Below are 21885 nucleotides of genomic sequence, written 5' to 3' on the forward strand. Positions count from 1 at the left end.
GTCTACGGATCGAGCGGGATCGTCTGCCTGCGCGTCGGGTCGGTCAGATACGGCTCGAGGTCGGCGGCGTCCTCGAGAACCACTACCCCGCGTTCGCGGTCGTACTCGATCACGCCGTGGTCGGCCAGCCGCGGGAGGTGATCGTGGACCAGCCGCAGTTCGGCGCGCTCCCGGTCGAACTCGGCGGCACGATTTCGCCGCCGGGCGGCGAGCTGGTCGGCTAGGATACCCACCGTGGCACGGCCATCGTTCTCGAGCAGTTCCGTCAGGACGTGCTGGCGATCGGTGTCGGCGAGAAGGGCGAACACCTCGTGGGTTTCCATACCTGTCCTCGGGAGGGAGCAGAAAAAAGGCACCTCCCAAAGCACGTGGGCGCTGTTGCATGAACGGTTCAGCTCGCGAACCCGCCGGGCGGCTGCCAGCACCGCGCCGGCGACCGGCTCACACTCGCGGTTTACCGTGGTGAGACGGATACCACGCCACTCACCCCGGGCGATCGGGCGATCACACCCGGTGTGTACCCACGGCGGTATGCTATCGTGCCCATCACGGCGTAGCGAAGCGCGTCTAGGCAATGGTCGACGGCAGTCGGCCCGCCGACGTGGTCTTCCTTATAGCCGTAGAACTCTCGGATGAGTTCTTGGCACCGCTCCGAGACCAACAGTCCGCCCGCGGGCTCGCCGGCCTGGCGAAACAGCGTCAGCGCCTGCCGGGCGTCACTCCAGCGCTGGGCCGCCTTGCGGACGCCGTATATGCGGACGTCATCGGGCACCGCCCCCGCACGGAAGGCGCGCTCGAGGCGGGGTTCAAGGATCGCAATCAGTGCCATGGGTGCACTACTGCTGGCAACTCGAGCTGATGGGCTGCTCGCACTGTGCGATTTCGCTGCTCGATTTCACCCGGTTCGAAATACAGCCAGGGTATACTGGATAGTGGGAAATATAGTTGTACGTAGATTCTGCAATACCGATCACCGACAGTGTGGCTGTCGAGAGAACGGAACTGATTGCCTGTCGTAACTGGTCGGTTGGCATCTAGACCCCCGACGGTGTCAATCAGTGGGAGCCCTGGTGCCACCGATCAGTTCACCCCAGCAGGGAACCGGGATCGTGGTGCGAGTCCTTCACTCATTTATGTGGAGATACTTCTTCCTCGAGAACGTGGATTGCTAAGAGATGAAACGACGGAGGAGTGGATCGATCTATTCCGAAAGACCATTATATATTGAGTAGAGACCAGTGAGGTGTCGGTGCGGCTGTCCGAACTCAATCGTGGAGCGGACCACCGTCCCCTCACGAACCGCACCGATATCGTAATCATGGACAGTCAGGAGAGTCCTCTCCTAGAACTCTCCTGTTCAATCCAGCGGTAGAGAAGTAGAGATACAGCACAAAAGCCGACGACTATCGCTGTGGACGGATATCAGTCTAATCCAATGTCTTCTGGGCCGAACTCCGGATTCGCTAATTTCCGATGGATCTCTTTCCACCCACCCCGACTTTTGCGTTCTCCTGTGCAAAGAGAGCAGAGTTCGCTGTCGCTAGAATATACAGACTGGGGCTTTGGGCCATACACCTCATTCGCCCTCTGCAGTGCCGAACAGTTGGGTGAAGTATGAAGCTGTGTCTTCCCGCCTGACCGACACGAGGCAGTCCAGACTTGCTGCTCCTCGTCAGTCATATAGTTCACTAAGGTAGTCATTCTGACCTTCGTGTTTCATCTTCTCGTAGTCTTTCAGCTCATCTATTGTTAATTCACCGAATACAGATATAAACCTCAAAATATAATATGATATTCTAATTATTGCGCACCTGATACTGATGTACTCGACATACTGTGCTCGAGCGACGCCTACCTCGAGGGCTCTGTTGAATCACTAGACGGCGTTGGGGTAGGTCGCTAAGTCAAAGGAGTTGAAGCGGGAGACTGCGAGTATCCATGACGCAAATCTCCCGCTTCATTAGCGAAGTTGTCCCGGTTGCTCAAACCGTTACTGGTGATGGAGGCGAATCCGCCGCCCCGGAAGGTGGCGGCGGATTCGCCGACTATGCGCTCGTTTCCCTGCACTGTCTGCGGATTTACCTTGACACGTCCTACCGGATGACGATTGACCTGCTCAAGGAGATGCCACAAATAACCGGGGAGATCGGCCTCAGAGCGGCCGATCTCCCCTCTCCATCTACGTTGTGTAAAGCGTTCGACCAAATCAGCATGAGCATCTGTCGAGTGCTGCTGCGCCAGTCGGCGCAGCTGCACGATCCCTCGAAGCATGGCGCGATCGACGCCACGTTCTACGAACGATCTGCCGCGAGCCGTCACTACTGCCAGCGAATCAGCTACAGCGTGCAGAAGCTCAAAGTNGGCGCGATCGACGCCACGTTCTACGAACGATCTGCCGCGAGCCGTCACTACTGCCAGCGAATCAGCTACAGCGTGCAGAAGCTCAAAGTCACGAAACTCGTTGATACAGAGTCTCAAGCCATCCTTGACGTTCACTGTTCGACGAACCGTGAAGGAAGCGATGCAGACCTTGCCGAGCAGATCGCCCGCCGAAACGCGGGCGATCTGCGGTCTCTTGCCGCGGATAAAGGCTATGACAAGCAGTCACTCCGTGAAGCGTTGCGTGATATCAACATCAGACCGCTGATCAAGCATCGTATCTTCGCGCCTTACGACTACGCACACAACGCCAGAATCAACGTATGAGTTTACCCCGAAGTCTCGACAGCCGGCACAGCGTGAGCCCGTGAGATCATCTCATTGTTGCTGACGACTCGGCGAAGTTCTTCNGTATGAGTTTACCCCGAAGTCTCGACAGCCGGCACAGCGTGAGCCCGTGAGATCATCTCATTGTTGCTGACGACTCGGCGAAGTTCTTCGTAGGGATTGCGTCCCTGCTGGCGCCATGTCGCCAGCAGGGACAAGATCGTCTCGTGAACGAACATACCTCGATCGTTCCGGAGTGTCCCGATGATTTTCCGGAGAACGACTGGTTCACGAAGTGCGTTCTCAGCTGCGTTGTTCGTCGGGGAGACCGCTGGCTCACCGACGAAGGTGAGCCAGTGGTCGATCCCTCCTTCGATCTTCCCGAGTAGTGTTGCCACTGCCTCGTCGGTTACTGACCGCTCAACGAGCGATCTAAGCCCGTTCTGGCATGATCGGTGCATCTGTGCTCTCTCACGAGGACTCGGGTCGGTCTCCAGCCACGACTGGAGACCGACGAACATCTGTTTGAGATACCGGTGAACCGGCTCTGCCTCCTCGTGGTCACTAGCAACGTCCTCGGCTTCCCGGAGAAGATGTGCCCAGCACCGCTGAAGATTACTGCTGAACGCTGGATACGCCGTCCACCCATCGCAGATGACTGTTCCCGCGAAGTCCTCGCCGAGGACTTCCGCGGGGACATCACTCCCACGACTCTCTCTTACGGCGTACAGCGTGTGCTTTCTCGTCCGAAACGTCCAGATCCACGCTTGCTCACCCTCGCGTTTGATACCAGTTTCATCGACGTGAACGATCTCTGCTTGCTGAATCTGTCTTCGAATCTGTTCGTATTCGCAGCGACCGGCGCGCGCAGCGCGCTCGGTCGCGTGNGCTTGGGAGATGACGTTCACCCCGAACTGCCCCTCATCGGGGCAGTCGGGGTGTGTAGCAACGGTTTCTGTTCCACAAGAGTCGCACTGGTAGCAGTGGCGGTTGTACTGGGTGACTTCAGGAGGCTGCGGATCAGGAACCTCCTCGACGAGTCGGGGGCTGACGCCCACCGACTCGTCGAAGTGTTCGCCACACTCGGGACAACAGTCACGGGAGACTTCGATCTCTTTGTCGGGATCAGCTGTTACACGCCACTCTGGATCATGACCGTCCTTCCGTCCGGGAGTGCCGCCGTCGGTTCGAACATTCTCGTCTTCGTCGTCCTGCGAGGTCGGGGACTCGTCAGTCCCCGACCGTCGCTTACTGGGCGGTGTATGCGGATTTTCGTATTTGCGAAGACGTGTTTCGAGTTCTTCTATCCGCTCGTCCTTCTGGTCAAGTTGCTCTTGCAACTGATCGATCTTCTTGTCCTTCCGCTTGTTTTCTTGCTCAAGTTCTTCGACCCGCTGCTCAAGCTGAAGCAACCGAGAAAATAGCTCTTCTTTGGTGAAATCGTCTGCGTTCACAGACTCCACCAACTAGTTATGACAGCAGAGGCAACGGGATGGGCTCCGCAGCGGAGCCCATCCCTGAGAGTCGTATCCGATGTCTGCTGCCTGTTCATATCGCGTCCGTTGAACGCTTCCTACGAGACAGTACCGAAATCAGCTCGGGCTAAACACATACNCGTATCCGATGTCTGCTGCCTGTTCATATCGCGTCCGTTGAACGCTTCCTACGAGACAGTACCGAAATCAGCTCGGGCTAAACACATACGAATCAACGAACAATGCTACAATCAGCGCTCTATGACTGAAACCGTCAACTCGGCTGTCAAGCGCTCGCTCGGCTTCGCCGTGCGAGCGCGGTCCTGGTTTCGTGAGTTTCGAGAAATCGCTCTGATGTGTGTCGTCTATAACATCAAGCGTGCCGTGAAACAGTGAATTCCACCGCCCTATGGCGATTCAACACAGCCACTGACACCGAAGTCTGGGCAGTTGTATGATCTCGAGTCCAAGCGTCCGTCCTCCTACGTTACTGATCTTGACGAAGAGTTTGCGAGTTCGATCAGCGGTTCTGCCGCCGACCTTGCAGACGACAAACAGGCGTTTCGTGACGTGCTTCGAGAACGAGGCTATAGTGAGCTCCTGCCGGAGCAATTCGGCACACTTTCTCAGGGAACCGTAGTTGAACAAGGGACTGCCCTTCGATCCTTGCTGGACGACCAGGGCTCTCTTGTCGTGAAATCCCGAACCGGTGCAGCAGGGGAAGGCGTTCACATCCTTTCGTCAGTAGACGATGGATACGAAACAGATGGGACCAGCGTGTCGTCCCAACGGCTGCAGGAGCGAGTTGCCGAAATGGACGGGTATCTCGTCACTGAGTACTGTCTCCCAGGAGAATACATTCGATCGGTCTACCCGCATGCTGCCAATACACTGCGCATCGTGACTTCCTCCCCACCCTACTCGCTCACCGCTAACGCGGTTCGCTCCTTGAGGGTGGGGTTTCCTGTTTCCACGACGCGCTTTGCAGACACCGAATCGGTGTCCGTAGGGAGCGCAGTCTCCACAGGCGTTGATTCGGGACAGCCCATCCCTACTTGTTCGAGACCGCGAGAAAGGATGTTCCACGACGCATTCGAGTCTCTGTCCGCCTCGAACCCACACGACGGACACGAATGCTCGCGTACCCACAACGGTTTGTCCGTCTCGACGCCACATGACGCGCACTCTTTGGTCGTGCCTTGGGGGTCCACGGCGACGAAGTGCGTTCCTTCTCGCTCGCACTTGTATTCGAGCATTCGCAAGAACGCCCCCCACGAGGCCCCGGCTCGGTTCCGAGAGTTGCCCGGTAGTTCGACCAGTCCCTTCGCGTCCAAGTCCTCGACGGCTACCAAGTCGTACTCGGTGGCGTAGTAGTTCGACAACTTGTGGAGGAAATCTCGACGCTTGCGCTTCAGGTCGGCGTGGCGTCGAGCGACCGTCTTGCGTTGTTCCTCCCAGTTGTTCGAGCCGTATTCCTTCTGCGAGAGGTTGCGTTGAGCGCGTTCCAACCGCTCGCGTTCGTCGGAAAGGTCTGGCGACTCGACGGCGGTCCCGTCGCTGTCGTGGACGTATTTCAGGATTCCCACGTCGATGCCGACTGCATCAGTTACTTCGTCGGGCTTCTCGGGTGGGTCGTCAGGGATTTCGACGCCAAAGATGGCGTACCACTTGCCGGTGGGTTCGCGTTTGACCGTGACAGTCTTGATGGTGGCGTCGTCGGGCAGGTCGCGGTGGAACGTGATGGGAATGTCTCCAATCTTCGAGAGCCACAGCCGGGTCCGACCACTCGTGTTTTTGAGTTTGAAGCCGGACTGACTATAGGTGAACGATTGGTACTCACCCGGTGCTTTCCACTTCAACTCCCCGACGCTGTAGCCGTTCTGCTTCCGGCCTCTGAGCGTGGAGAGGTTGTCGTACAACCGCTGGACGACTTTCTGCAACACCTTCGAGTGAACGTCTCGCAGGTCAGTCCACCAGTCTTTCAGGTCCGGCAGACGCTCCTGCTCGGAGTACGCTGAGGTGCCGCCGTGGCGGTTGAATCGGTGGAGGAAATGGTTGTAGACCTGCCTACAGGTATTGACAGTCCACGCTAATTGCTCGCGGATGTCGTCGGATGGGTTCAGCCAATACCTGTAGTTGTAGTTCATCTATTCGTCGTTAGGGTCGGATGTGCGGATGATTTTCACGTCTGCGCCACGCCATCGCTTCGGGACGTAGACGTGAGCGCCGTTGCCGGTGGGTTTCACGTTGCCGTCTACAACTTCGTGGCCGTTGATTGTGAACTGTTCCATGTACAATGTAGATACATTGTCGGGACTCATAAACGCTTCGGTGGGCCTGTGGGCCGGTCGTTGCAGAGTGTATGTGAGACGATGACGGCGCTGTATCCCCGCCCTACTGCGTCCTCAGAACGCGAAGCGTTCTGATGTGCGAACGAGAGCGAAGCTCTCGTTAACGCTACTCGGTCGCTTTGCTCCCTGCGTTGCTCCTTGAGGACAGGGCATTAGCGCCTGATTTTTATAGTAGCCAATGAAAGTCAGTGCGCACCCGATCGCACGACTACTGTGCGACCGGTGTGCAAACAGTTTCAGTTGTTACTATAGGTAAACGGCGCTGCGCCCCGATGACGGAGCCACCCGTTCGGCGTAATGTCCCGACATGATCAGCTGGGAGCTCGATCTCGATTCGGGAACCGCCGTCGGTCGAGTCCTCGAGGCGAGCGACGTCCCGCTGGTCGATCACAAGTAGTCTATCGACGACGCAAGCAGCACCGTGATTGATGGGATGCTCCTCAAACGCCGCGCGATCTGGGCCATCTTCCGTTCGATACCCTCGAGAAGACAGCCGCGACAAATAGACCATCCATTGAACCCACTGAGTAGAGCACTTCGCGAACACCCACTATGTGCCTCGAGACTCGACCCTAAAAGTGAAAACCATCAACATAGATAAGAGCATTAATAATCAATTTGCATATACCAAATTTACTAGGGAAAGCAGTAAAACCCAATCGATGAGATAGTCGCTGCTATTGTACCCCTTTAGCGAGTGCCAGGATTGCGGGTTCGTTCTTCAAGCAAAGAGTAGAGGTAACGCTCGTCCGAAACGGTGGAGTTCGTGTCCGTGCTGTGGCGGAACCGATTTCGAGCTCGTCACCTCTTAACATCCTCCCCCACCTTCGCTCCAGAGCTTCGATGCAGCCCATCTGCGCTGGTCGAGGTTGGCACGAACCTGTTGGTGAGTCAGGATGCTGGCCTCGACTGTTCGGACGAGACGCATCGAGACCCCTTCAGACAACTGATACGGTACTGGTAGACCGAGGCCGTCGGTGGGGGAAACCGTCGTATACACCACTAAATAGTCGCCGGCTCTCGTTCCTGAGAATGGCCGACGTTGCGGTCCGTCGCTCCACTCACTCTTAGTGGGGTCTTCGACGCTGTGGAACAGCGAGTCGAAATATCCCAAGATCGGCAGAGTAGCACCGGTGGTCCGCGTGATCGGCGAGCCGTCGGCTGCACTCACTCCTCTCCGAGTTCCTCGTAAATTCGCTTGCGGAGTGTTACGTCGGCTGCGAAATCCCGAAGAAGCGTTCGAAGCTCCTCGGCAGACGCCGCCGCGAGGAGCGCGTCCAGTGATTGCTCCTCACCGACGGGATCTACGTCACCGCTTGCCAACACGGTTGCGACGATATGCTTACAGGGAACAGCATCATCGGGACAGCTACACCGGCCGTCGGCATACCGTCCCTCTGAGAGCGTCACCTGGACATCGTACGTGCGGCTTCCCCGGACTGTCGCCTGCACGAGATTCTCGACACGCTCGATCTCGGTCACGGCCCCGCGTTCGTAGTATCGTGTGCCCCGCTCGTAGCGACCCGGCTCGCTCGCCTGTTGCAGCGCCTCTGTATCGACTCCCTGCGCCGGCGACTGTGTCTGAAGGCGTGGAAATACATCCGTGACGGGCTCATTCCCGGGAATCGAGGGGTCGGCCGCCCGGCGGTGGATCCGTCCCTGCTCCGGCCACCCGATCGGGACCCAGTTGGCTGGATCGCTCACGACGCCCCAACACTCGTCGATCACCGACGCCCGGTCCTCGGGGAGCAGTCCATCGAGCGTGACCGTCCGTGGCGTCATCGCGACCTCGAGCGTAACGTCTGTCCGGTGAGCGTCGTCGGCAGCGATCTGGTCAGCATAGCTCGCACGGATCCGCTCGAGCGCAGCGATCCCCTCGGCCGAGAAGCCATGGCCGGTCCGCTCGAGCTCGAACACCATCTCCGCGTACTTGTGCTTGGCACGGTACTTGATCAGCGGTCGGTTGCTCCCACCCAGCTCGGTGGGGTCGTACTCGGGGAGCGTCGTTCCGATCACGATCGGTGTGATCGGCTCCGCCGGCGTCTCCGGGAGACGATCAACGTCTGGCGTGTTCTCGGCCGTTGGCTCCCCAAGTGGCGTCTCGAAGAGCCGTCCACAGGCCGGACACACTGTGCAGCCGAGTCGCTCACTCTGCCAGGTCGTACGTTCGTGGGCTCGACACCAGTCACAGGCCCGCCGAATCTCGTGCTCGCTCTCCTCCCAGTCGACGTCGCGGAGCGGCGTCACCTGCTTGAGCCCGGAAATGAGCCGAGCCCGCCGCTTTTGGTGGCGCTGCAGACGTGAGCGGCACGACTCACACAGCTCAGCACTGCTCTCGCGAACGGCGGTCGGGAAGACGAGTCGTTGCTCGTCACTCCCCTGAGCGGCCCTCGTTCCGAGGGAGACGGAGACCGGATTGGGCTGATCGTCATCCGGCGGCTCGTACGCGACGATATCGGTGGCTGTGACGGTTTCGTCCGGGGAGGTGTCCGTCTCGCCCGCAAATGCTCGCCCGTACCGGCAGCCATCAGGGCCGACGAGGTGCCACTTTCCGGACGCCGTTCGACCAAACGTTGGCACAGGTAGTTGGGAGAACGAGACGGACCCTCATAGCGTCTTCCAAACACAACCCCGCGGCGGGTTCTCTGGGCGGGGTGCCACGATCGACATCACTGACGGAGAGACACGAGCCGGTTCTCGTGATCGGGCTGCACCAGCGATTGGGCGGAGGGTTTTCCTCGGCGCCCTGCGATACTTCCAGCCATGGTGTTCCAGGCAACCTGGAGGAACCTGCTCGAGGAGTGTGAAGCGTTGGGAGCCGGTGCGACGCTGGTGACACCGCTGTCGAACGACCCGTTTCGGATCACAGACGTTCAGGAGCAGCGGATCGTCATCGAGTTTCCCGACGATGGCGAGAAGCGGCCGCTCCAGCGCGCGCAGTTCGAGACGCTCGCGCGCCGCATCGGCGACGCGGCCGACGCGTTCGACCTCGAACGGTTGCCGCCCGACGCCGATCCCTATCCGGCAGTGTTGAGCCTCCATCCCCGATTCGAAATCGATGAGCGTGAGGGGCTCATTCGTGAGAGCGACGAGCCGGGCCCCTCCCAGCTCGTCCGGGCACCCGAGCGCGACGCCGAGACTGAGCGTACCGAGCCTGACCTCGCCGTCTACGCCGACGCGTTACTTCTCACCGATGCCCTCGAACGCCACGACGTGACAGCGCTGGGCGACCAGGAGACGTCGACACTGGTGAATCTCTACACGCTGCTCTCGGACGTCCAGCGCAATGCCGATGACCTCCGCCAGGACGTTGCCGACGTCTTACTCGAACGGGTGCATCACGACCAACCGGTTCACGCGCAGTTCGGCTCCGTCCAACGGACGAGCCGCGAGTACAGATCGTTGCGCGACGCAGACGACGTGCTGACAACCCTCGAAGACGCGGGCATCCCGCGTGAACGCGTCACCAGTGTTGACTCGAGCAAGGTCGACGACGCCCTCGAGGTCACGGAACTCAGCGCGAGTGATGTCTACGAGATCGACCAACGGGAGTACGTCCGAAAAGCCGACGTCGACGAAGAGCACAAAGAAACACGGCTACAGGGCCTCAAGGATCAGCTGGCGGCCAGCGACGAGCCCGAAGCCGGCGACCTGCGCGAGGAAATCGACGAACTCGAGGCCCGCATCGAGGAGCTCACTGAGTTCAAATCCGGTACTGAGTTCCAGGTTGGGTGATCGGGTTCCTGTCTTGACAGTCTCCCGTCGAAAGGGGAAGGATGCCCGCGTTGGGAGAGTGTGGGTTACGAGGACAGCTTTCGTTGCCAAAAAGTACATACGACAACTACAGAGTTCCGGGTCCTAGCCAGTGAGACAGCACCTAGGGCCACGTTCGAAGCGGTGCCCACGCCTGTCGGTGTGCTCGAGCCGGTGATCACAGCAGCGAATTTCGAACTGTAGTGGGTGAAGCTGATCTGGCATCGATCAACGCTGCGCTCGAAACCGCTCCGACTGTGATGGTGTATTCGCCGATCACAGGCACTGCTGAGCGGCTGCTCCACGAAATCGAGTTCGCAGAAGCGGTTTCGAAGCTCCGTTCGCTGAGCGTTGCCGAGGGCGAGCCAGTGCTCCTCGGACCGCGAACCGGCCAGTGGGTCGTCGCTGCTCACCGGTCGCGTTTGGGGTCGCGGCCGAGGACGCTGGCGACCGACTCGACCCGGTCGGCGGCCCCCTGCTCGCGGTTCTGATAATCGTCGAGCTCGAGCGAGGTGATGATGCGGTCGCTCTCGACGGCGGTGTGGGCCGCCTGGATCGCGTCGAACACCTCGCCGACGTCGTCGGCTTCGATCACCGTGTCCGTCGCCGTCAGTTCGTACGAGATGTCGAACTCCTCGAGCGCGTCGATGGCCTGTGCGATGTCGTCCGAGAGGCTCCCGTCACGGACGGGGATGACCTCGAATCTGGCGATTACTGTCATGGGTTCCTCGGGTTCGGCTGGGGCGCGCGAGTGCGGTTGCTCACGAGCACCGCTCTGCTACGCCCACACACAGTATAGTCCTTCGGGGGTGGTACTCGCTGCATCCGAACCCGACACCAGCCACGCGCCGAGCCGGGAGTCGTGTTCGATGGTCCGAACGACCGTGCTGGCTGTGTCCAGGGCCTCAGCCCGTGGGAAGCGAAGGGGTGGGATTGTGGGGTGCGCTCCGTGCGCCCGGTTCCTGGGAAAGCGGCGAGCATGCCGAGCTGGCACAGCGGCAGTGGGGTGCGCTCGCGGCGACCGGACGGGCTCGGTCCGCTCGTGCCCGCCCCGCGGCCTTCTAGGCAAGGCGAGTACAGGTCGGGGGAAGGGAGGCAGGGGGCCAACCGGGCGCTGTGGCTTCCACCGGGATCCCGACGGGGTTCGCTCGCGGAGGCTCCGATACACTATAGTAACCTGCAAAAATCTTTACTCGTACCGATTGGCGGACCGATGAGAATTGATGTACAGCAGCTGGCTACGTTAGTTCGTACTGCAAAGACTTCCAAATTCTACTATAGCTCCTCTGTCGGCGAGTACCCAGACGGATGCCGCCGGAGCGATCCACACACCGGGAAAGCGGCTCCACAGTGGTCCTATGGGCCTGATGCGATCCCTGCCTTGAGCACGGCGTCAGCGATGGCTGCGCCCTCCAGGACCGGCTCCCGGTCACTGGGTGCGGGAGCCCTGACATTCTTCTTCCCGGGGGTTGAGCCACCCGTTATGCACGACGAGACGCCAGCGCGGACCTACCACCTGCCGTCGCCGGTCGATCTCCAGACGGCGCTCGGGTCGCTGGGGATCGATCATCTTATTGTGGAGCCGATGCGGCTGTTCGTCATCTTCCGGAGTGCCGTACTCGATCTCAGAGTCCGGCAGGGCGATCTGGAGGCCGCAGATGTAGTCGCGCTCGCAGTCCTCGATGGACCACCCCGATCGATGGAGACCGGGGTCGCCCTCCGGAAGCAGTTACTGGAACAGCTCGCACCCTCGACGGGAACGGACTGGATCGACAACGCCGGCCGCTGAGCGGAACATAGTGCCACTCAGTGGTGGGCTCTGTCTCCGGATAGGTCGTGGTTCATTTATTGACCGGCCGCACAGCGGGTAGCAACCTCGAGTGGGCAGCGGTTCCGCAAGCAGGCAAGGCTTGTCAGCCTGCTGGCCTCGTCTTCGGTTCGGCTCGAGCGCGCTTCGGGGAAGCCACTGAATCGGTTGTGAGCTGTCGTTTCTCGCTTAGGCGCAGGCCACCCCTGTTGCCATCGGATTCGAGGTGTGTACCTCTCTTTGCAAACTCTGTGCTGGTGTCCGTAACCAGGGTACTACGGAACCGGTCGTGCGCTCGAGTGTCTCGATGGGGACGGAATCGTGATCACACTCAATCACTTCCGATAGTCGGACTGATCGAGTATGGTTTTGCCAACCTCGAGGTCAACGTATAGCTCATTCCTCGTTAGCGACAATCGCCTTGAGATACGTCGACTCGGTCGCATAATCTGTCATCGCATCCTGAACCCACTGTGGCTCGAACGTCGTCTCGATCTGTTTCTGCCGTCCCTCACGGCCTTTCGATTCGATCCAGGTCTCGATAAGTCCCATCGTCTCGAGATCGGTCAGGAGCGTACGGATCGTGCGCTCACTGAGAGAGAACTCTTCGGGATATTCGTCCTGATGGAGAAACTCGTGTACCTTCGCCGTCGTGACGGGCTGTCTGATCTCACCGCCGCGTTTCCAGCCAGTAATCCCAGTGAGCACCAGGAAGTGGTTGAACGGCAGGTCAAGTAGCGTCTCCATCGTCGTGTCCCGGTCGGTCGTCTCGAGGTTCACCTCGAGACAGTCTTTCGTCACTTCATCGAGCCCTCGCTCGCTGGCGGTTTCGCCGGCCTGCCGGAAGAGCGTCAGCGCCTTCCGTGCGTCGCCCCACCGGCGGGCCGCCTCCCGGATCCCGTACTCGAACGCGTCCTCAGGCACTGCCCCGTCACGGAACGCTCGCTCGACGCGGGGCTCGAGAATCGCCACCAGTTCCTCCTCGCCGTACGGCGGGAAGAAGACGGTTTCGTCGCTCATCGTGCTCTCGACGCGACTATCCAGTCGCAGATCGACCTCCAGCAGTTCGTTGCTCAGCAGCCAGACCGAGAGGTTGATCCCGCGGGCGAGTTTCCCCTCCCCGCGCAGGAGCCGGTAGAAGAAATCGCTGGGATCGTAGTTCGTATCCTGCTGGATATGATCGATCTCATCGAGCAACAGGACCGTCCACTCGGGGTACTCCTCGAGTGCGTTCCAGATCCCCTCGAAGACGCCGTCCAGCCCCGCATAGGCGCCTTTCTTCTCGCCGGAGAGCTCGTAGTAGATCTCGTTGGCGGCGCTAAACAGCGTTCGACACTCCTTCAGGTTGACGTACTCGACGGCAATTGACTCGGTTCGTGCGGCGAATTCGCGACACACACGCCGCGTCGTGATCGTTTTGCCGGTTCCCGGCGGCCCGTGGATCGACACTGTCGGGGGCAGATACTCGTCGTGGATCCCATTGAGGTGCGTGGCTAGTTCGCGTTCCTGGGACTCTCGAGCGCGAACTTCCTCAGGATCGGCGAGCGGGTCAAGCACGCCCTTTGCAGTGAAGAGGCTGTCATCGGGTGCAGTCTCGGTGAAGAGGTCGTCGTAGTCAGTCATATTCCAACGAAGCTACGTGTATACTACCAGAAACCCAGAAGACGGATAACGATTCTGGGGCTCACAGCACGACCAGTCGAAAGAGACGCCGAGCGAGTACTGAGGACGGGTACCCGGCTGCTATTGTGGATTGAATCGAGGATACGAACGGACTTGTCGATACCAGTGATCGCTCGCTACGTTTGGGGATCCAGAGGGAGAGTAGATTTCGTGTGTTCTGAACGATTGTCTCCAAGCGTTCCGAAGAGGGAGAGTGGATTTCGTGTGTTCTCGATTCAGATAGCGTCTAAGGACGGTTAGATCGAGGGATATCGGTAATACCGAATAGAGTGCGAAAACATGCGAAACAGACGAACGCTGGTTTTAAGTATTATAGTGAGATGATTGTGAATGAGGAATGTCATCACCGTTTAGTGATATTACAGACACGATTTTCGACGAAAAGGAGGTGCTTAGCGAGAGCTATCAACCCGAGGCAATCCTCGAGCGAGAAAAGGAGATTGACGCGTTCAGCCATGCGCTTCAGGACGTCTTGTTTGGCCGTGAGCCTGAAAACGTGTTTCTCTATGGAAAAGCAGGTCTTGGGAAGACAGCAGTAACAACGTACATGATGAGCGAGCTACAGGCGGAAGTGACGACTCGAGAAGAAGCGGACGACCTCTACGTTCACGAACTCAACTGCAACGGAAAGACGCTCTTCATGGTCGTTCGACGGTTAGTCAATACGTTGCTTCCTCCTGACGCAAGCCCATTTCCGAAACGTGGCCTTGGAACTGGCGACGCGTTCGACGAACTTTATACACAGCTTGATCGGCGTGGCGGGACTCATCTTCTCGTCTTCGACGAAATCGATCATCTGGATGAAGTTGATACACTCCTCTATGAACTCCCGCGAGCACGATCGAACGGCCATATTACGGACGCAGTGGTCGGGATCATTGGAATTAGCAATAACTATACGTTTCGCCAGTCACTTTCATCAAAGGTAAGAGACACACTGATGGAGACGGAGATCTCGTTTAGTCCGTACGACGCTGGCGAACTTCGGACGATTCTCACTAATCGAGCCGAGCAAGCGTTCGCTGCGGAGGCGTGTGATAGCTCTGCAATCGCGAAAGCCGCGGCACTCTCGGCACAGGATATGGGAAACGCGCGACAGGCAATCGATCTCCTTCGTGTCGGTGGCGAGGTAGCACAGCGAGCGAATGATCAGACCGTGACGGATGAGCACATTGAGGAAGCACGAAAGCTAGTGCAACGTGGTCGGCTACAGAACAAGATCCGTGATCAAACGAAACACGCACAGTATATTTTAGAAACGATTGCCAAATTGGAACAGCGTGACGAAATCCCTGCTCGATCGAAGACGATCCAGAGCAGGTATGAACAGGTCGCGAACGCATATGGCGCATCCCCGCTGACGACGCTGAAAAGTATTCAGGATCATCTCTCTGATCTCCACATGCTGGGCTTTCTGATTCGACACGAACGAAATCAGGGACGCAGTGGTGGGCAGTACTATGAGTACGAACTCGACCTTGATCCACTGATCGTCCTCGAAAGCCGGGAGGAGATCGAGCGGTCAACTGGATAAGAACACACGAAGTCTACTCTTCCTCTTCGGAACGCTTGGAGGCGATCGTCCAGAACACACGAAATCTACTCTCCCTCTTCGGAACGCTTGGAGGCGATCGTCCAGAACACACGAAATCTACTCTCCCTCTTCGGAACGCTTGGAGACAATCGTTCAGAACACACGAAATCTACTCTCCCTCTTCGGAACGCTTGGAGACAATCGTTCAGAACACACGAAATCTACTCTCGGACTCTTCCAACACCCAGAAAGATGTAACCAGAACTCGATCAGCCAAGAACACACGAAATCCACTCTCTCTTAGTAGCACACATGCTCGGGATAGACGGAATGAGGTGCAACTATAGTAGCATTCAGGGTGCTGGCGGCATATGCGAGGCATGCTAACGTTCTCGCTCACGAAGATCTTCTGCCGATTCAGCAACTTGTCCGATTAGAGGAGGACATGCGTCGATCACAACGAATGCTCTCCCAACCCAACTCGCCGCAAAGCTCTGGAAGGCCCGGACCGACTCGACCGTCGGCGACAATCCCTGGGAGACCGGCTGCAAGAACATCCAAGCGTACGTTAATGGCAGTGACCTGAAACACTGGATCCGTCGCTAAGAAGACGGCGTCAGCGACGCCTACGCCAAGAAGTTAGTCTCGAGAACGATCGACGCCCTCCTCGAGCTCTCGAAACATCGCCTTGCGGTCCACAGAAAGACCCAGCAAAAGAACGGACTCTCATATACCGAACGACGGATCGTTCTCCCGGTTGACGCGGATATCCCTGGCGAACGTCCCACGGACGAAAACGCGCCCACACCGGAGACAGCCGACGTCCACGGCGGGAGCTAGTCGACCCCTGCGGAGCGCGCTCGAGCGTGCACTTACACGCTCAGGAGACCACACCGCCACGGCGCATGCAGTTAGTAGGGAGGGACGAGTAGTTATCGGACCGTCCTCGATCGGTTGTCGTCGGTTACCGCTCGAAACCCATTCCACACGTTCCACCAAGACACCAGCTGTCACCAGGCATCCCTGAACCAACAATGATCGAATCGGTGATCGGCGTTCCTGTTCGGGATGGCAGACGTCTATCTCCTTGAAGACGTTCCGAACAGCTGTCTCCTCGAGTCCTCGGCACACATCGAACATAGTGCCGAGATCAAGTATGCAGGTAGTCCGACTGAATCGAGCGAAGCACGACGATCTCTCTCTCGAGCATCCGCCGATGGCTCACGTGGACACTTGCAAAGAACAAGAACGTGGACCGCGCTGAAACGCCCTACTCGGAGTCCCAGGGCCACGGCGACCGGGACCCGCGCTCCGGAATCGTCTCAGCGTTGGCCGGATCCCGCTCGTACAGCGAGCCGTCCGCCGTCTCCTCGAGCAGGACCTCGACCTCCGAGCGCATGTGTCGGACCATCATTCCCTCCATGCGCTCGCCTCGGTCGTCTACCTGCCCGGTCATCTCGAGCAGCACGCTGCCGTAGCCGCGCACACCGTAGGCGTTCCGGGCGATGTTCGTTCCCGTTCCACCCGGATACTGCGAGATGTTCGCGTAGCCGTACTGGTCGTCGACCTCGTCGTAGATCGCCCAGTTCATCCGCTTCGAGAGTTCGACGGCCGCCGGGTCAGCCTCCTCTGCGATCGGCCAGAAGTTCGACGCCCGAATCGACTCGCCGTCGTCGTCGACGTAGTCGCCGGTCTGGGTGTGCAGGTCTGCCACCCACTCCGGATCGAGGTCGGTGACGTAGTCGATCATCGCCTGCGTTTCTGGCGAAGGGTTGTCGTCCGACCCGGGTGCATAGTGGTGCTGGCGGTTCGGATCGATTCCGTCAAGGTTCGTCCGCTGGTTGCGCATACCACCGTCGGGATTGTGCATCGGCAGCGCGTGGACCGTCAACTCCTCGAGGATCTGTCCAACGTTCTGGCCCCCCGCCGCGAGCCCCTGAAGTACCTGCAGGATCGTCAGCGTCCCCGTCGGCTCGTCGCCGTGCTGTTCAGCCGTGAAGAACACGTCCGTATCGCCCTCACCGATGGTCGCGACGACGAGCTCGCGCCCTTCGATGCTTGCTCCGATTTCCGTCAGCGAGACGGGATCCTGGCTCGTCTGTTCCAGCCGGGCTAGGCGATCCAATACTTCCTCGTGGGTATAGTACCGTGAGTTCTCGCGAGGGAACTCCTGGCCGCTCACGACGCCCGGAGCGACGGCGCTCGTTCCGGCGATACCGCCGATCAGTTTTAACGTGTCACGTCGTTTCATGACACGGTAAGCAAACTATTTGATTGCTATTATACTTATCGTTATTAGATATGTGAGGATTAAATATAGATAACAAGAAGCATGTTAATTTCTTCCTTATATCTATTTGGAGGTATTGCAAAAACTGTAACAGAACTCCGACGGCGACGCGCTCGCAAATCGGACTCGATCATCTGCCATCGAAGCCAGTGAACTGCGATTCTCACACTCCTTGAGAGGCGTAGTCGCCTGCTGATACTACATTGCTATCAATTCAATTTTTGAGTTTCCAGTGAATTATTTTATACTAGTAGGGAAGACCCAAAGTACAGTATGAACCGACGAACCACACTCAAGACGGTAGCCGGAATCACTGGCGCGAGCCTGTTCGGACCAGGAATCGTAAGCGCAGCTGAGCCGTGGGCACGCGAGAAGACACAGCTGTGGTATACCCATCAGGAACTCCTCGCAGAACTCGAGAGTCTCGAGCAACGGGCGAGTGCCCTTTCGCTCGAGGGGATCGGCGAGAGTCTCGAGGGACGCGAACTCGTCGCCGCGACGGTCGGCGACGGCGACGAAGACGTCTTTATCGTGACGGAACAGCACGGTAACGAGCCCCATCCAACGAACGCGATGATGGACGAGCTCCGCCACCTCTCGACAGCTGACGGCTACACGGCCCGCGTTCGCGAGGAACTGACCGTTCATGTTGTTCCGATGCTCAATCCGGATGGGGCGATGCGCAACCAGCGCGAGAACCTCGACGGTATTGATTTGAATCGCCAGCATGACTACGATCCAGGAGCCGATGACAACCCCTCACCGGAGGCCCAGGCGATGATCGACTACGTCACGGCTATCGATCCACTGTGGGTCGCCGACCTCCACATTCAGGGCGGTCCCTGGCCGGACGAGAAGGACAATCCGGGCGACTACATCACGATGTCGAACTTCTGGTCAAGCAATCCGGATATCGAACCCGCTGTCGTCGACCGCGGCAAGCAGTTGAACGTCGCGATGTGGGATCGCGTCGAGGGATTCGCCAACGCACAGTTGTCGGTCTACCCCGGCGGGACGGGCGCGAACATCGCCCGGAACGCCTACGGACTTCGGGGGTATGCGACGGTACTGAGCGAGATGGGGGCGAGCCACCCCTACGAGGGCATGAATGGACAGCTGGTCCGTCAGTGTCGCAAGGCGAATCAAGTCTTGCTCGAGGAAACGGCTGACGGAACAGCTTTCGATCGCGATCCCGACCGTGTCGCAGAGATCCCAGAACGGCCGGACTGGGACGAGATGGGCGAGTGGCCGTGGGAGCAGTCGTAGGCTCCTCCGACCGGTTCGGACTCGAATCGGTAACCGAGACTTGAGTTACTGCCGATAATTCTCACTCAGCCACCCTGAGCAGGACTGAAAGGAATGCCAGTAGTTGGCAAAGTACACCGACACAAGCCCTGCAGCAAGGCACGAGTTACACGTTCATTAGGCTTTCAGATCTTCTACCTCCGGAATCTCCCTTTTCGCGATAACGACTACTCTCGCTCGAGATCCTCAGAGCCGAGTTCGCTCTCGAGGTAGGCGATTCCCAGATCGGTCACACGATAATAACCACGCTTCGCATCGGTTTTCTCGAGCAGTCCAGCCTCAGAAAGGATATTCATTCGTCGTGAAACGGTATTCTGACTCCGATCCAATAGCTCGAGTTCTTCGACAATGTTGTACCAGACGGCAGTCGGTGGAAGCGCAATCCGATGGCCTGAGTCAGTCTCTAACTCCTGTAGGTACTCCAAAATCGCGTCGTCGGCCTCGTTCATCCACGAGACACGGGCTCGCATACGCCGAGAGATCATCGGGTAGCGATTAATTACACCGACTCCGCCCCTTCTTGGAGTATACGATCCACAATTGAGCTATATGATCTAGAATTAAGTGGGCGGAGAACACACGTTGATTCACGGAAGCTATACGCGGATCCGAGGCTCAGAGTTTCGGAACGTAGCGGATCGGTGCTGGAGACACCGAGTCCGCGAGAAGCTCCCGTATCCAGACTACGGAAGCATGATCAACGATGATTCACGGGGTAATCAAACTCCCGACCGACAGGACGAACCGAACGGCAAGCAGGCGACACTCACGGCAATCCTCGAGGAATTGCGGGCCCTGAGAACGGAAAACGAGCGACTCGCAACCTGCGTCACTGAACTGGAGGAGTGCGTCGAGGACCTCGAGGATCGCGTCACTGACCTCGAGAGCGAACGAGATAGACTATCTGAGCGACTCGATCATTACGAGGCAATGATCGAAGAGCAGAGCTCGACGATCGAGAGCCACGGCTCAACCCTCGAGGCCCTCGAGACAACGACCGACGAACTCGCAGCAATCACCGAAGCCACCAGAAACCGTACGGGTGCCAACAAGACCCGCATCGAGGAACTCCAATCGCGCGAACTCGAGAAGGGCGCCCATCTCCGCGAGGCCAACGTCGATGAACACGACCTCGAACTCGACGCCGACTACCTCGAACGGCTCACGAAGGCCGACGGGCAGACCTACTACCGGACCCCCGATGCAGACGATCCGCTCGATCGTACCGACACCACACTCGCCCACGGCGATCTCCTGCCGATTCAACAACTCGCCCGGCTCGACGAAGACATGCGCCGCTCGACAACGAATTCCCTCCCGACCCGACTCGCCGCAAAACTGTGGAAGGCACGGACCGATTCGACGGTCGGCGATAACCCCTGGAAGAACGGCTGCAAGTCGGTCCGTGAGTACGTAAAAGCCAGCGATCTCAAACACTGGATACGCCGCCAGGAAGAGGGCATCAGCGAGGCCTACGCCAAAAAACTCGTCTCGCGCACGATCGACGCGGTCCTCGAGCTCTCGAAACACCGCCTCGCGGTCCGCAAGCAGACCGAGCGAAAGAACGGGCTCTCCTATACGGAGCGCCGACTCCTCGTGCCGTCCGATGCGGCACTCCCTGGTGAGACAGCCGCGAGTTCGGAGACAGCTGGCGTCCACGGAGAAAGCTGACCACGGACCCAACACACTGCTCGAGAGAGTATCCTCTCACCCACGAACCCCATCCCCCTCGCACGAAGTGGTTGTTCGAACGAGTCGGATACCGTGGGGTCTCTCGCTCGATCGGTCGTCGTCGGTTCAGACTCGAGACGGGCGGGGCTGGTGTGTCCGAGGACACCAGCTGTCCCCGGACCCCCCTGCAGCCAACGATGTCGAGCGACGATCCGCCCGACAGTTGCCGACAGTACGGGGCTTCGCTGCTACAGTCCATCGAGTGCGTCATCCCACATCTCGACGTGCGCCTCGTATCGGATGGTCGCAACGTCATCGAGTGTGATCCACTCCTCGTCGTCGGGCTCGGTATCGGATGGATTCAGATTTTCTGTAGCGAGACGCTTCATATGGGTATCCTCGAGTGTCTCCGCGACAGCCATAGCAACGGTGTCCCCATTGAGACAGGAACCGAGCCACGTCTCGAGAGCGACACCGAGTTCCTCTTCGGAAAACTGTCGATACCCATGATACACCGTGTACAGTTCACCGAAAAACAGCTGAAGCTGCTCGGCTCGTTCGCTGGCCTCCGCTTCTGTTTCCTCGTCAGGGTCTTCATCACGGTTGGAATCTATAACCCACTGAAGGTATTGTCGTTGCCGTTTCTTCTGGAACTCCAGAAGGGTCGTATGGAGCTCATACACTGCGTGTTGTCGAACCTGTATCGCGACTCGATTGCGCTCGGTAAACGCCTGGTCCACCATCCGATAACGATGTTTCGGGCAGGTCTCCCAAAGCGCCTCGAGCCAGTCGTCCCTGTTGTCGGCTGCTGCCTTTAGAAACACCTCGAGACGCTCGTCGGGTGACAGTTCCTCGAGGAGGTCACGCTGCTCCTCGAGATCGCGCTCGAGCCGACGCTTCGTCATCGGGACCACCTCTCAAGTGATCGCAGAGACTGCTTAGTCATTGGACCGTGCCTCCTTGGCGGCTTCCAGTAACTCGAGATCTGACTGCATCTCGTCGATATCCGTATCCTTCATCAGCAGGCGATACTGGCCCGCAAGCGACCCAAGCGTTCGCGTCCACTTGATCGCGAGTTCTTGGTTCTCCTTCGAGTCCAGGTCCATTTCCTCGAGATGAGTATCAATGAACTGGATTCGCTCTGAGAGCGTCTCGAGGATCTGTTCGCGCTCAGTGTCCTCATCGGAGGTGCTCGAGAACGTCATAGCGACCCCCTCTTTAGAGCGGAGTAGACTGGCTGCGCAGGGCTGTGGCTGAGGCGAGATACGGACGCGCCATTGGTTGTAGACTGTGAGATAGATTGATAGTAC

16 protein-coding genes and 5 pseudogenes are annotated in these 21885 nt (G+C 58.5%); 9 read left to right on the forward strand and 12 right to left on the reverse strand.

What is annotated here, in order from left to right; genetic code table 11:
* Nucleotides 1-2: 2 nt before the first annotated feature.
* Nucleotides 3-323, reverse strand: coding sequence for a DUF7344 domain-containing protein (locus C492_RS14555; RefSeq protein WP_008424892.1), 321 nt, complete (start codon nt 321-323; stop codon nt 3-5).
* A gap of 131 nt (nt 324-454) precedes the next feature.
* Nucleotides 455-823: pseudogene (locus C492_RS25385) on the reverse strand (hypothetical protein); the annotation flags it as partial.
* Nucleotides 824-1938: 1115 nt separating this feature from the next.
* Here C492_RS25385 and C492_RS14565 point away from each other — a divergent pair.
* A pseudogene (locus C492_RS14565) lies at nt 1939-2700 on the forward strand (transposase); the annotation flags it as partial.
* A gap of 98 nt (nt 2701-2798) precedes the next feature.
* On the opposite strand, the gene tnpC reads toward C492_RS14565, so the two are convergent.
* Nucleotides 2799-4169, reverse strand: a complete 1371-nt coding sequence (gene tnpC, locus C492_RS14570) for an IS66 family transposase (protein WP_394295478.1) — start codon at nt 4167-4169, stop codon at nt 2799-2801.
* A 228-nt stretch (nt 4170-4397) separates the two neighbouring features.
* On the opposite strand from tnpC, the pseudogene C492_RS14575 reads away from it, so the two are divergent.
* Both C492_RS14575 and C492_RS25950 read left to right on the forward strand, forming a co-directional pair.
* Nucleotides 4398-4577, forward strand: a pseudogene (locus C492_RS14575) (IS5/IS1182 family transposase); the annotation flags it as partial.
* A 54-nt stretch (nt 4578-4631) separates the two neighbouring features.
* A pseudogene (locus C492_RS25950) lies at nt 4632-5078 on the forward strand (sugar-transfer associated ATP-grasp domain-containing protein); the annotation flags it as partial.
* A 20-nt stretch (nt 5079-5098) separates the two neighbouring features.
* Here C492_RS25950 and C492_RS14580 read toward each other — a convergent pair.
* From C492_RS14580 to C492_RS14585, 3 genes are all read right to left on the reverse strand, one after another.
* Entirely contained in the window at nt 5099-6328 is a 1230-nt protein-coding gene (locus C492_RS14580) for an RNA-guided endonuclease InsQ/TnpB family protein (RefSeq protein ID WP_008424899.1), read from the reverse strand.
* Nucleotides 6329-6472 carry a DUF2080 family transposase-associated protein gene (locus C492_RS23835; RefSeq protein ID WP_152424923.1) on the reverse strand — a complete coding sequence of 48 codons (144 nt, stop codon included), beginning with the start codon at nt 6470-6472 and terminating at the stop codon, nt 6329-6331.
* A gap of 1227 nt (nt 6473-7699) precedes the next feature.
* Nucleotides 7700-9112 (reverse strand): SWIM zinc finger family protein, encoded by a 1413-nt coding sequence (locus C492_RS14585; RefSeq protein ID WP_008424903.1) that lies wholly within the window; start codon nt 9110-9112, stop codon nt 7700-7702.
* Nucleotides 9113-9295: 183 nt separating this feature from the next.
* Here C492_RS14585 and C492_RS14590 point away from each other — a divergent pair, with 183 nt between their 5' ends.
* Nucleotides 9296-10267: a hypothetical protein gene (locus tag C492_RS14590; protein ID WP_008424905.1), complete on the forward strand. Its 972-nt coding sequence runs from the start codon at nt 9296-9298 to the stop codon at nt 10265-10267.
* Between the two features lie 427 nt (nt 10268-10694).
* On the opposite strand, the gene C492_RS14595 is transcribed toward C492_RS14590, so the two are convergent.
* A complete protein-coding gene (locus C492_RS14595) occupies nt 10695-11006 on the reverse strand; it encodes an MTH1187 family thiamine-binding protein (protein WP_008424907.1) in 312 nt (103 codons plus the stop codon).
* Between the two features lie 762 nt (nt 11007-11768).
* On the opposite strand from C492_RS14595, the gene C492_RS14600 reads away from it, so the two are divergent.
* Nucleotides 11769-12074, forward strand: a complete 306-nt coding sequence (locus C492_RS14600; protein WP_008424909.1) for a hypothetical protein — start codon at nt 11769-11771, stop codon at nt 12072-12074.
* 414 nt (nt 12075-12488) lie between these two features.
* On the opposite strand, the gene C492_RS14605 is transcribed toward C492_RS14600, so the two are convergent.
* Entirely contained in the window at nt 12489-13715 is a 1227-nt protein-coding gene (locus tag C492_RS14605; RefSeq protein WP_008424911.1) for a Cdc6/Cdc18 family protein, read from the reverse strand.
* A gap of 397 nt (nt 13716-14112) precedes the next feature.
* On the opposite strand from C492_RS14605, the gene C492_RS14610 reads away from it, so the two are divergent.
* Together C492_RS14610 and C492_RS25390 are read left to right on the forward strand one after the other, a co-directional pair.
* A complete protein-coding gene (locus tag C492_RS14610) occupies nt 14113-15309 on the forward strand; it encodes a Cdc6/Cdc18 family protein (RefSeq protein ID WP_008424913.1) in 1197 nt (398 codons plus the stop codon).
* 391 nt (nt 15310-15700) lie between these two features.
* Nucleotides 15701-16149: pseudogene (locus C492_RS25390) on the forward strand (hypothetical protein); the annotation flags it as partial.
* A gap of 430 nt (nt 16150-16579) precedes the next feature.
* Here the strand turns inward: C492_RS25390 and C492_RS14615 are convergent.
* Complete coding sequence (locus tag C492_RS14615) at nt 16580-17560, reverse strand: M14 family zinc carboxypeptidase (protein WP_008424914.1); 981 nt, start codon at nt 17558-17560, stop codon at nt 16580-16582.
* 312 nt (nt 17561-17872) lie between these two features.
* Here C492_RS14615 and C492_RS14620 point away from each other — a divergent pair, with 312 nt between their 5' ends.
* Nucleotides 17873-18865 (forward strand): M14 family zinc carboxypeptidase, encoded by a 993-nt coding sequence (locus C492_RS14620; protein ID WP_008424917.1) that lies wholly within the window; start codon nt 17873-17875, stop codon nt 18863-18865.
* A gap of 206 nt (nt 18866-19071) precedes the next feature.
* On the opposite strand, the gene C492_RS14625 is transcribed toward C492_RS14620, so the two are convergent.
* Nucleotides 19072-19353: a helix-turn-helix domain-containing protein gene (locus tag C492_RS14625; RefSeq protein ID WP_394295479.1), complete on the reverse strand. Its 282-nt coding sequence runs from the start codon at nt 19351-19353 to the stop codon at nt 19072-19074.
* A gap of 244 nt (nt 19354-19597) precedes the next feature.
* Here C492_RS14625 and C492_RS14630 point away from each other — a divergent pair, with 244 nt between their 5' ends.
* Entirely contained in the window at nt 19598-20575 is a 978-nt protein-coding gene (locus C492_RS14630) for a hypothetical protein (RefSeq protein ID WP_008424921.1), read from the forward strand.
* 248 nt (nt 20576-20823) lie between these two features.
* On the opposite strand, the gene C492_RS14635 is transcribed toward C492_RS14630, so the two are convergent.
* Nucleotides 20824-21480, reverse strand: coding sequence for a hypothetical protein (locus C492_RS14635; RefSeq protein WP_008424923.1), 657 nt, complete (start codon nt 21478-21480; stop codon nt 20824-20826).
* A gap of 33 nt (nt 21481-21513) precedes the next feature.
* Nucleotides 21514-21780: a hypothetical protein gene (locus C492_RS14640; RefSeq protein ID WP_008424925.1), complete on the reverse strand. Its 267-nt coding sequence runs from the start codon at nt 21778-21780 to the stop codon at nt 21514-21516.
* Nucleotides 21781-21885 lie beyond the last annotated feature (105 nt).

This window comes from Natronococcus jeotgali DSM 18795, from assembly GCF_000337695.1.
GTDB lineage: Archaea > Halobacteriota > Halobacteria > Halobacteriales > Natrialbaceae > Natronococcus > Natronococcus jeotgali.

What these genes read in the sequence shown, in the direction of transcription:
- C492_RS14555 (WP_008424892.1), bottom strand. Translation starts at nt 323, where the DNA reads ATGGAAACCCACGAGGTGTTCGCCCTTCTCGCCGACACCGATCGCCAG.
- C492_RS14580 (WP_008424899.1), bottom strand. Translation starts at nt 6,328, where the DNA reads ATGAACTACAACTACAGGTATTGGCTGAACCCATCCGACGACATCCGC.
- C492_RS23835 (WP_152424923.1), bottom strand. Translation starts at nt 6,472, where the DNA reads ATGGAACAGTTCACAATCAACGGCCACGAAGTTGTAGACGGCAACGTG.
- C492_RS14590 (WP_008424905.1), top strand. Translation starts at nt 9,296, where the DNA reads ATGGTGTTCCAGGCAACCTGGAGGAACCTGCTCGAGGAGTGTGAAGCG.
- C492_RS14595 (WP_008424907.1), bottom strand. Translation starts at nt 11,006, where the DNA reads ATGACAGTAATCGCCAGATTCGAGGTCATCCCCGTCCGTGACGGGAGC.
- C492_RS14600 (WP_008424909.1), top strand. Translation starts at nt 11,769, where the DNA reads ATGCACGACGAGACGCCAGCGCGGACCTACCACCTGCCGTCGCCGGTC.
- C492_RS14605 (WP_008424911.1), bottom strand. Translation starts at nt 13,715, where the DNA reads ATGACTGACTACGACGACCTCTTCACCGAGACTGCACCCGATGACAGC.
- C492_RS14610 (WP_008424913.1), top strand. Translation starts at nt 14,113, where the DNA reads ATGTCATCACCGTTTAGTGATATTACAGACACGATTTTCGACGAAAAG.
- C492_RS14615 (WP_008424914.1), bottom strand. Translation starts at nt 17,560, where the DNA reads ATGAAACGACGTGACACGTTAAAACTGATCGGCGGTATCGCCGGAACG.
- C492_RS14620 (WP_008424917.1), top strand. Translation starts at nt 17,873, where the DNA reads ATGAACCGACGAACCACACTCAAGACGGTAGCCGGAATCACTGGCGCG.
- C492_RS14625 (WP_394295479.1), bottom strand. Translation starts at nt 19,353, where the DNA reads ATGAACGAGGCCGACGACGCGATTTTGGAGTACCTACAGGAGTTAGAG.
- C492_RS14630 (WP_008424921.1), top strand. Translation starts at nt 19,598, where the DNA reads ATGATCAACGATGATTCACGGGGTAATCAAACTCCCGACCGACAGGAC.
- C492_RS14635 (WP_008424923.1), bottom strand. Translation starts at nt 21,480, where the DNA reads ATGACGAAGCGTCGGCTCGAGCGCGATCTCGAGGAGCAGCGTGACCTC.
- C492_RS14640 (WP_008424925.1), bottom strand. Translation starts at nt 21,780, where the DNA reads ATGACGTTCTCGAGCACCTCCGATGAGGACACTGAGCGCGAACAGATC.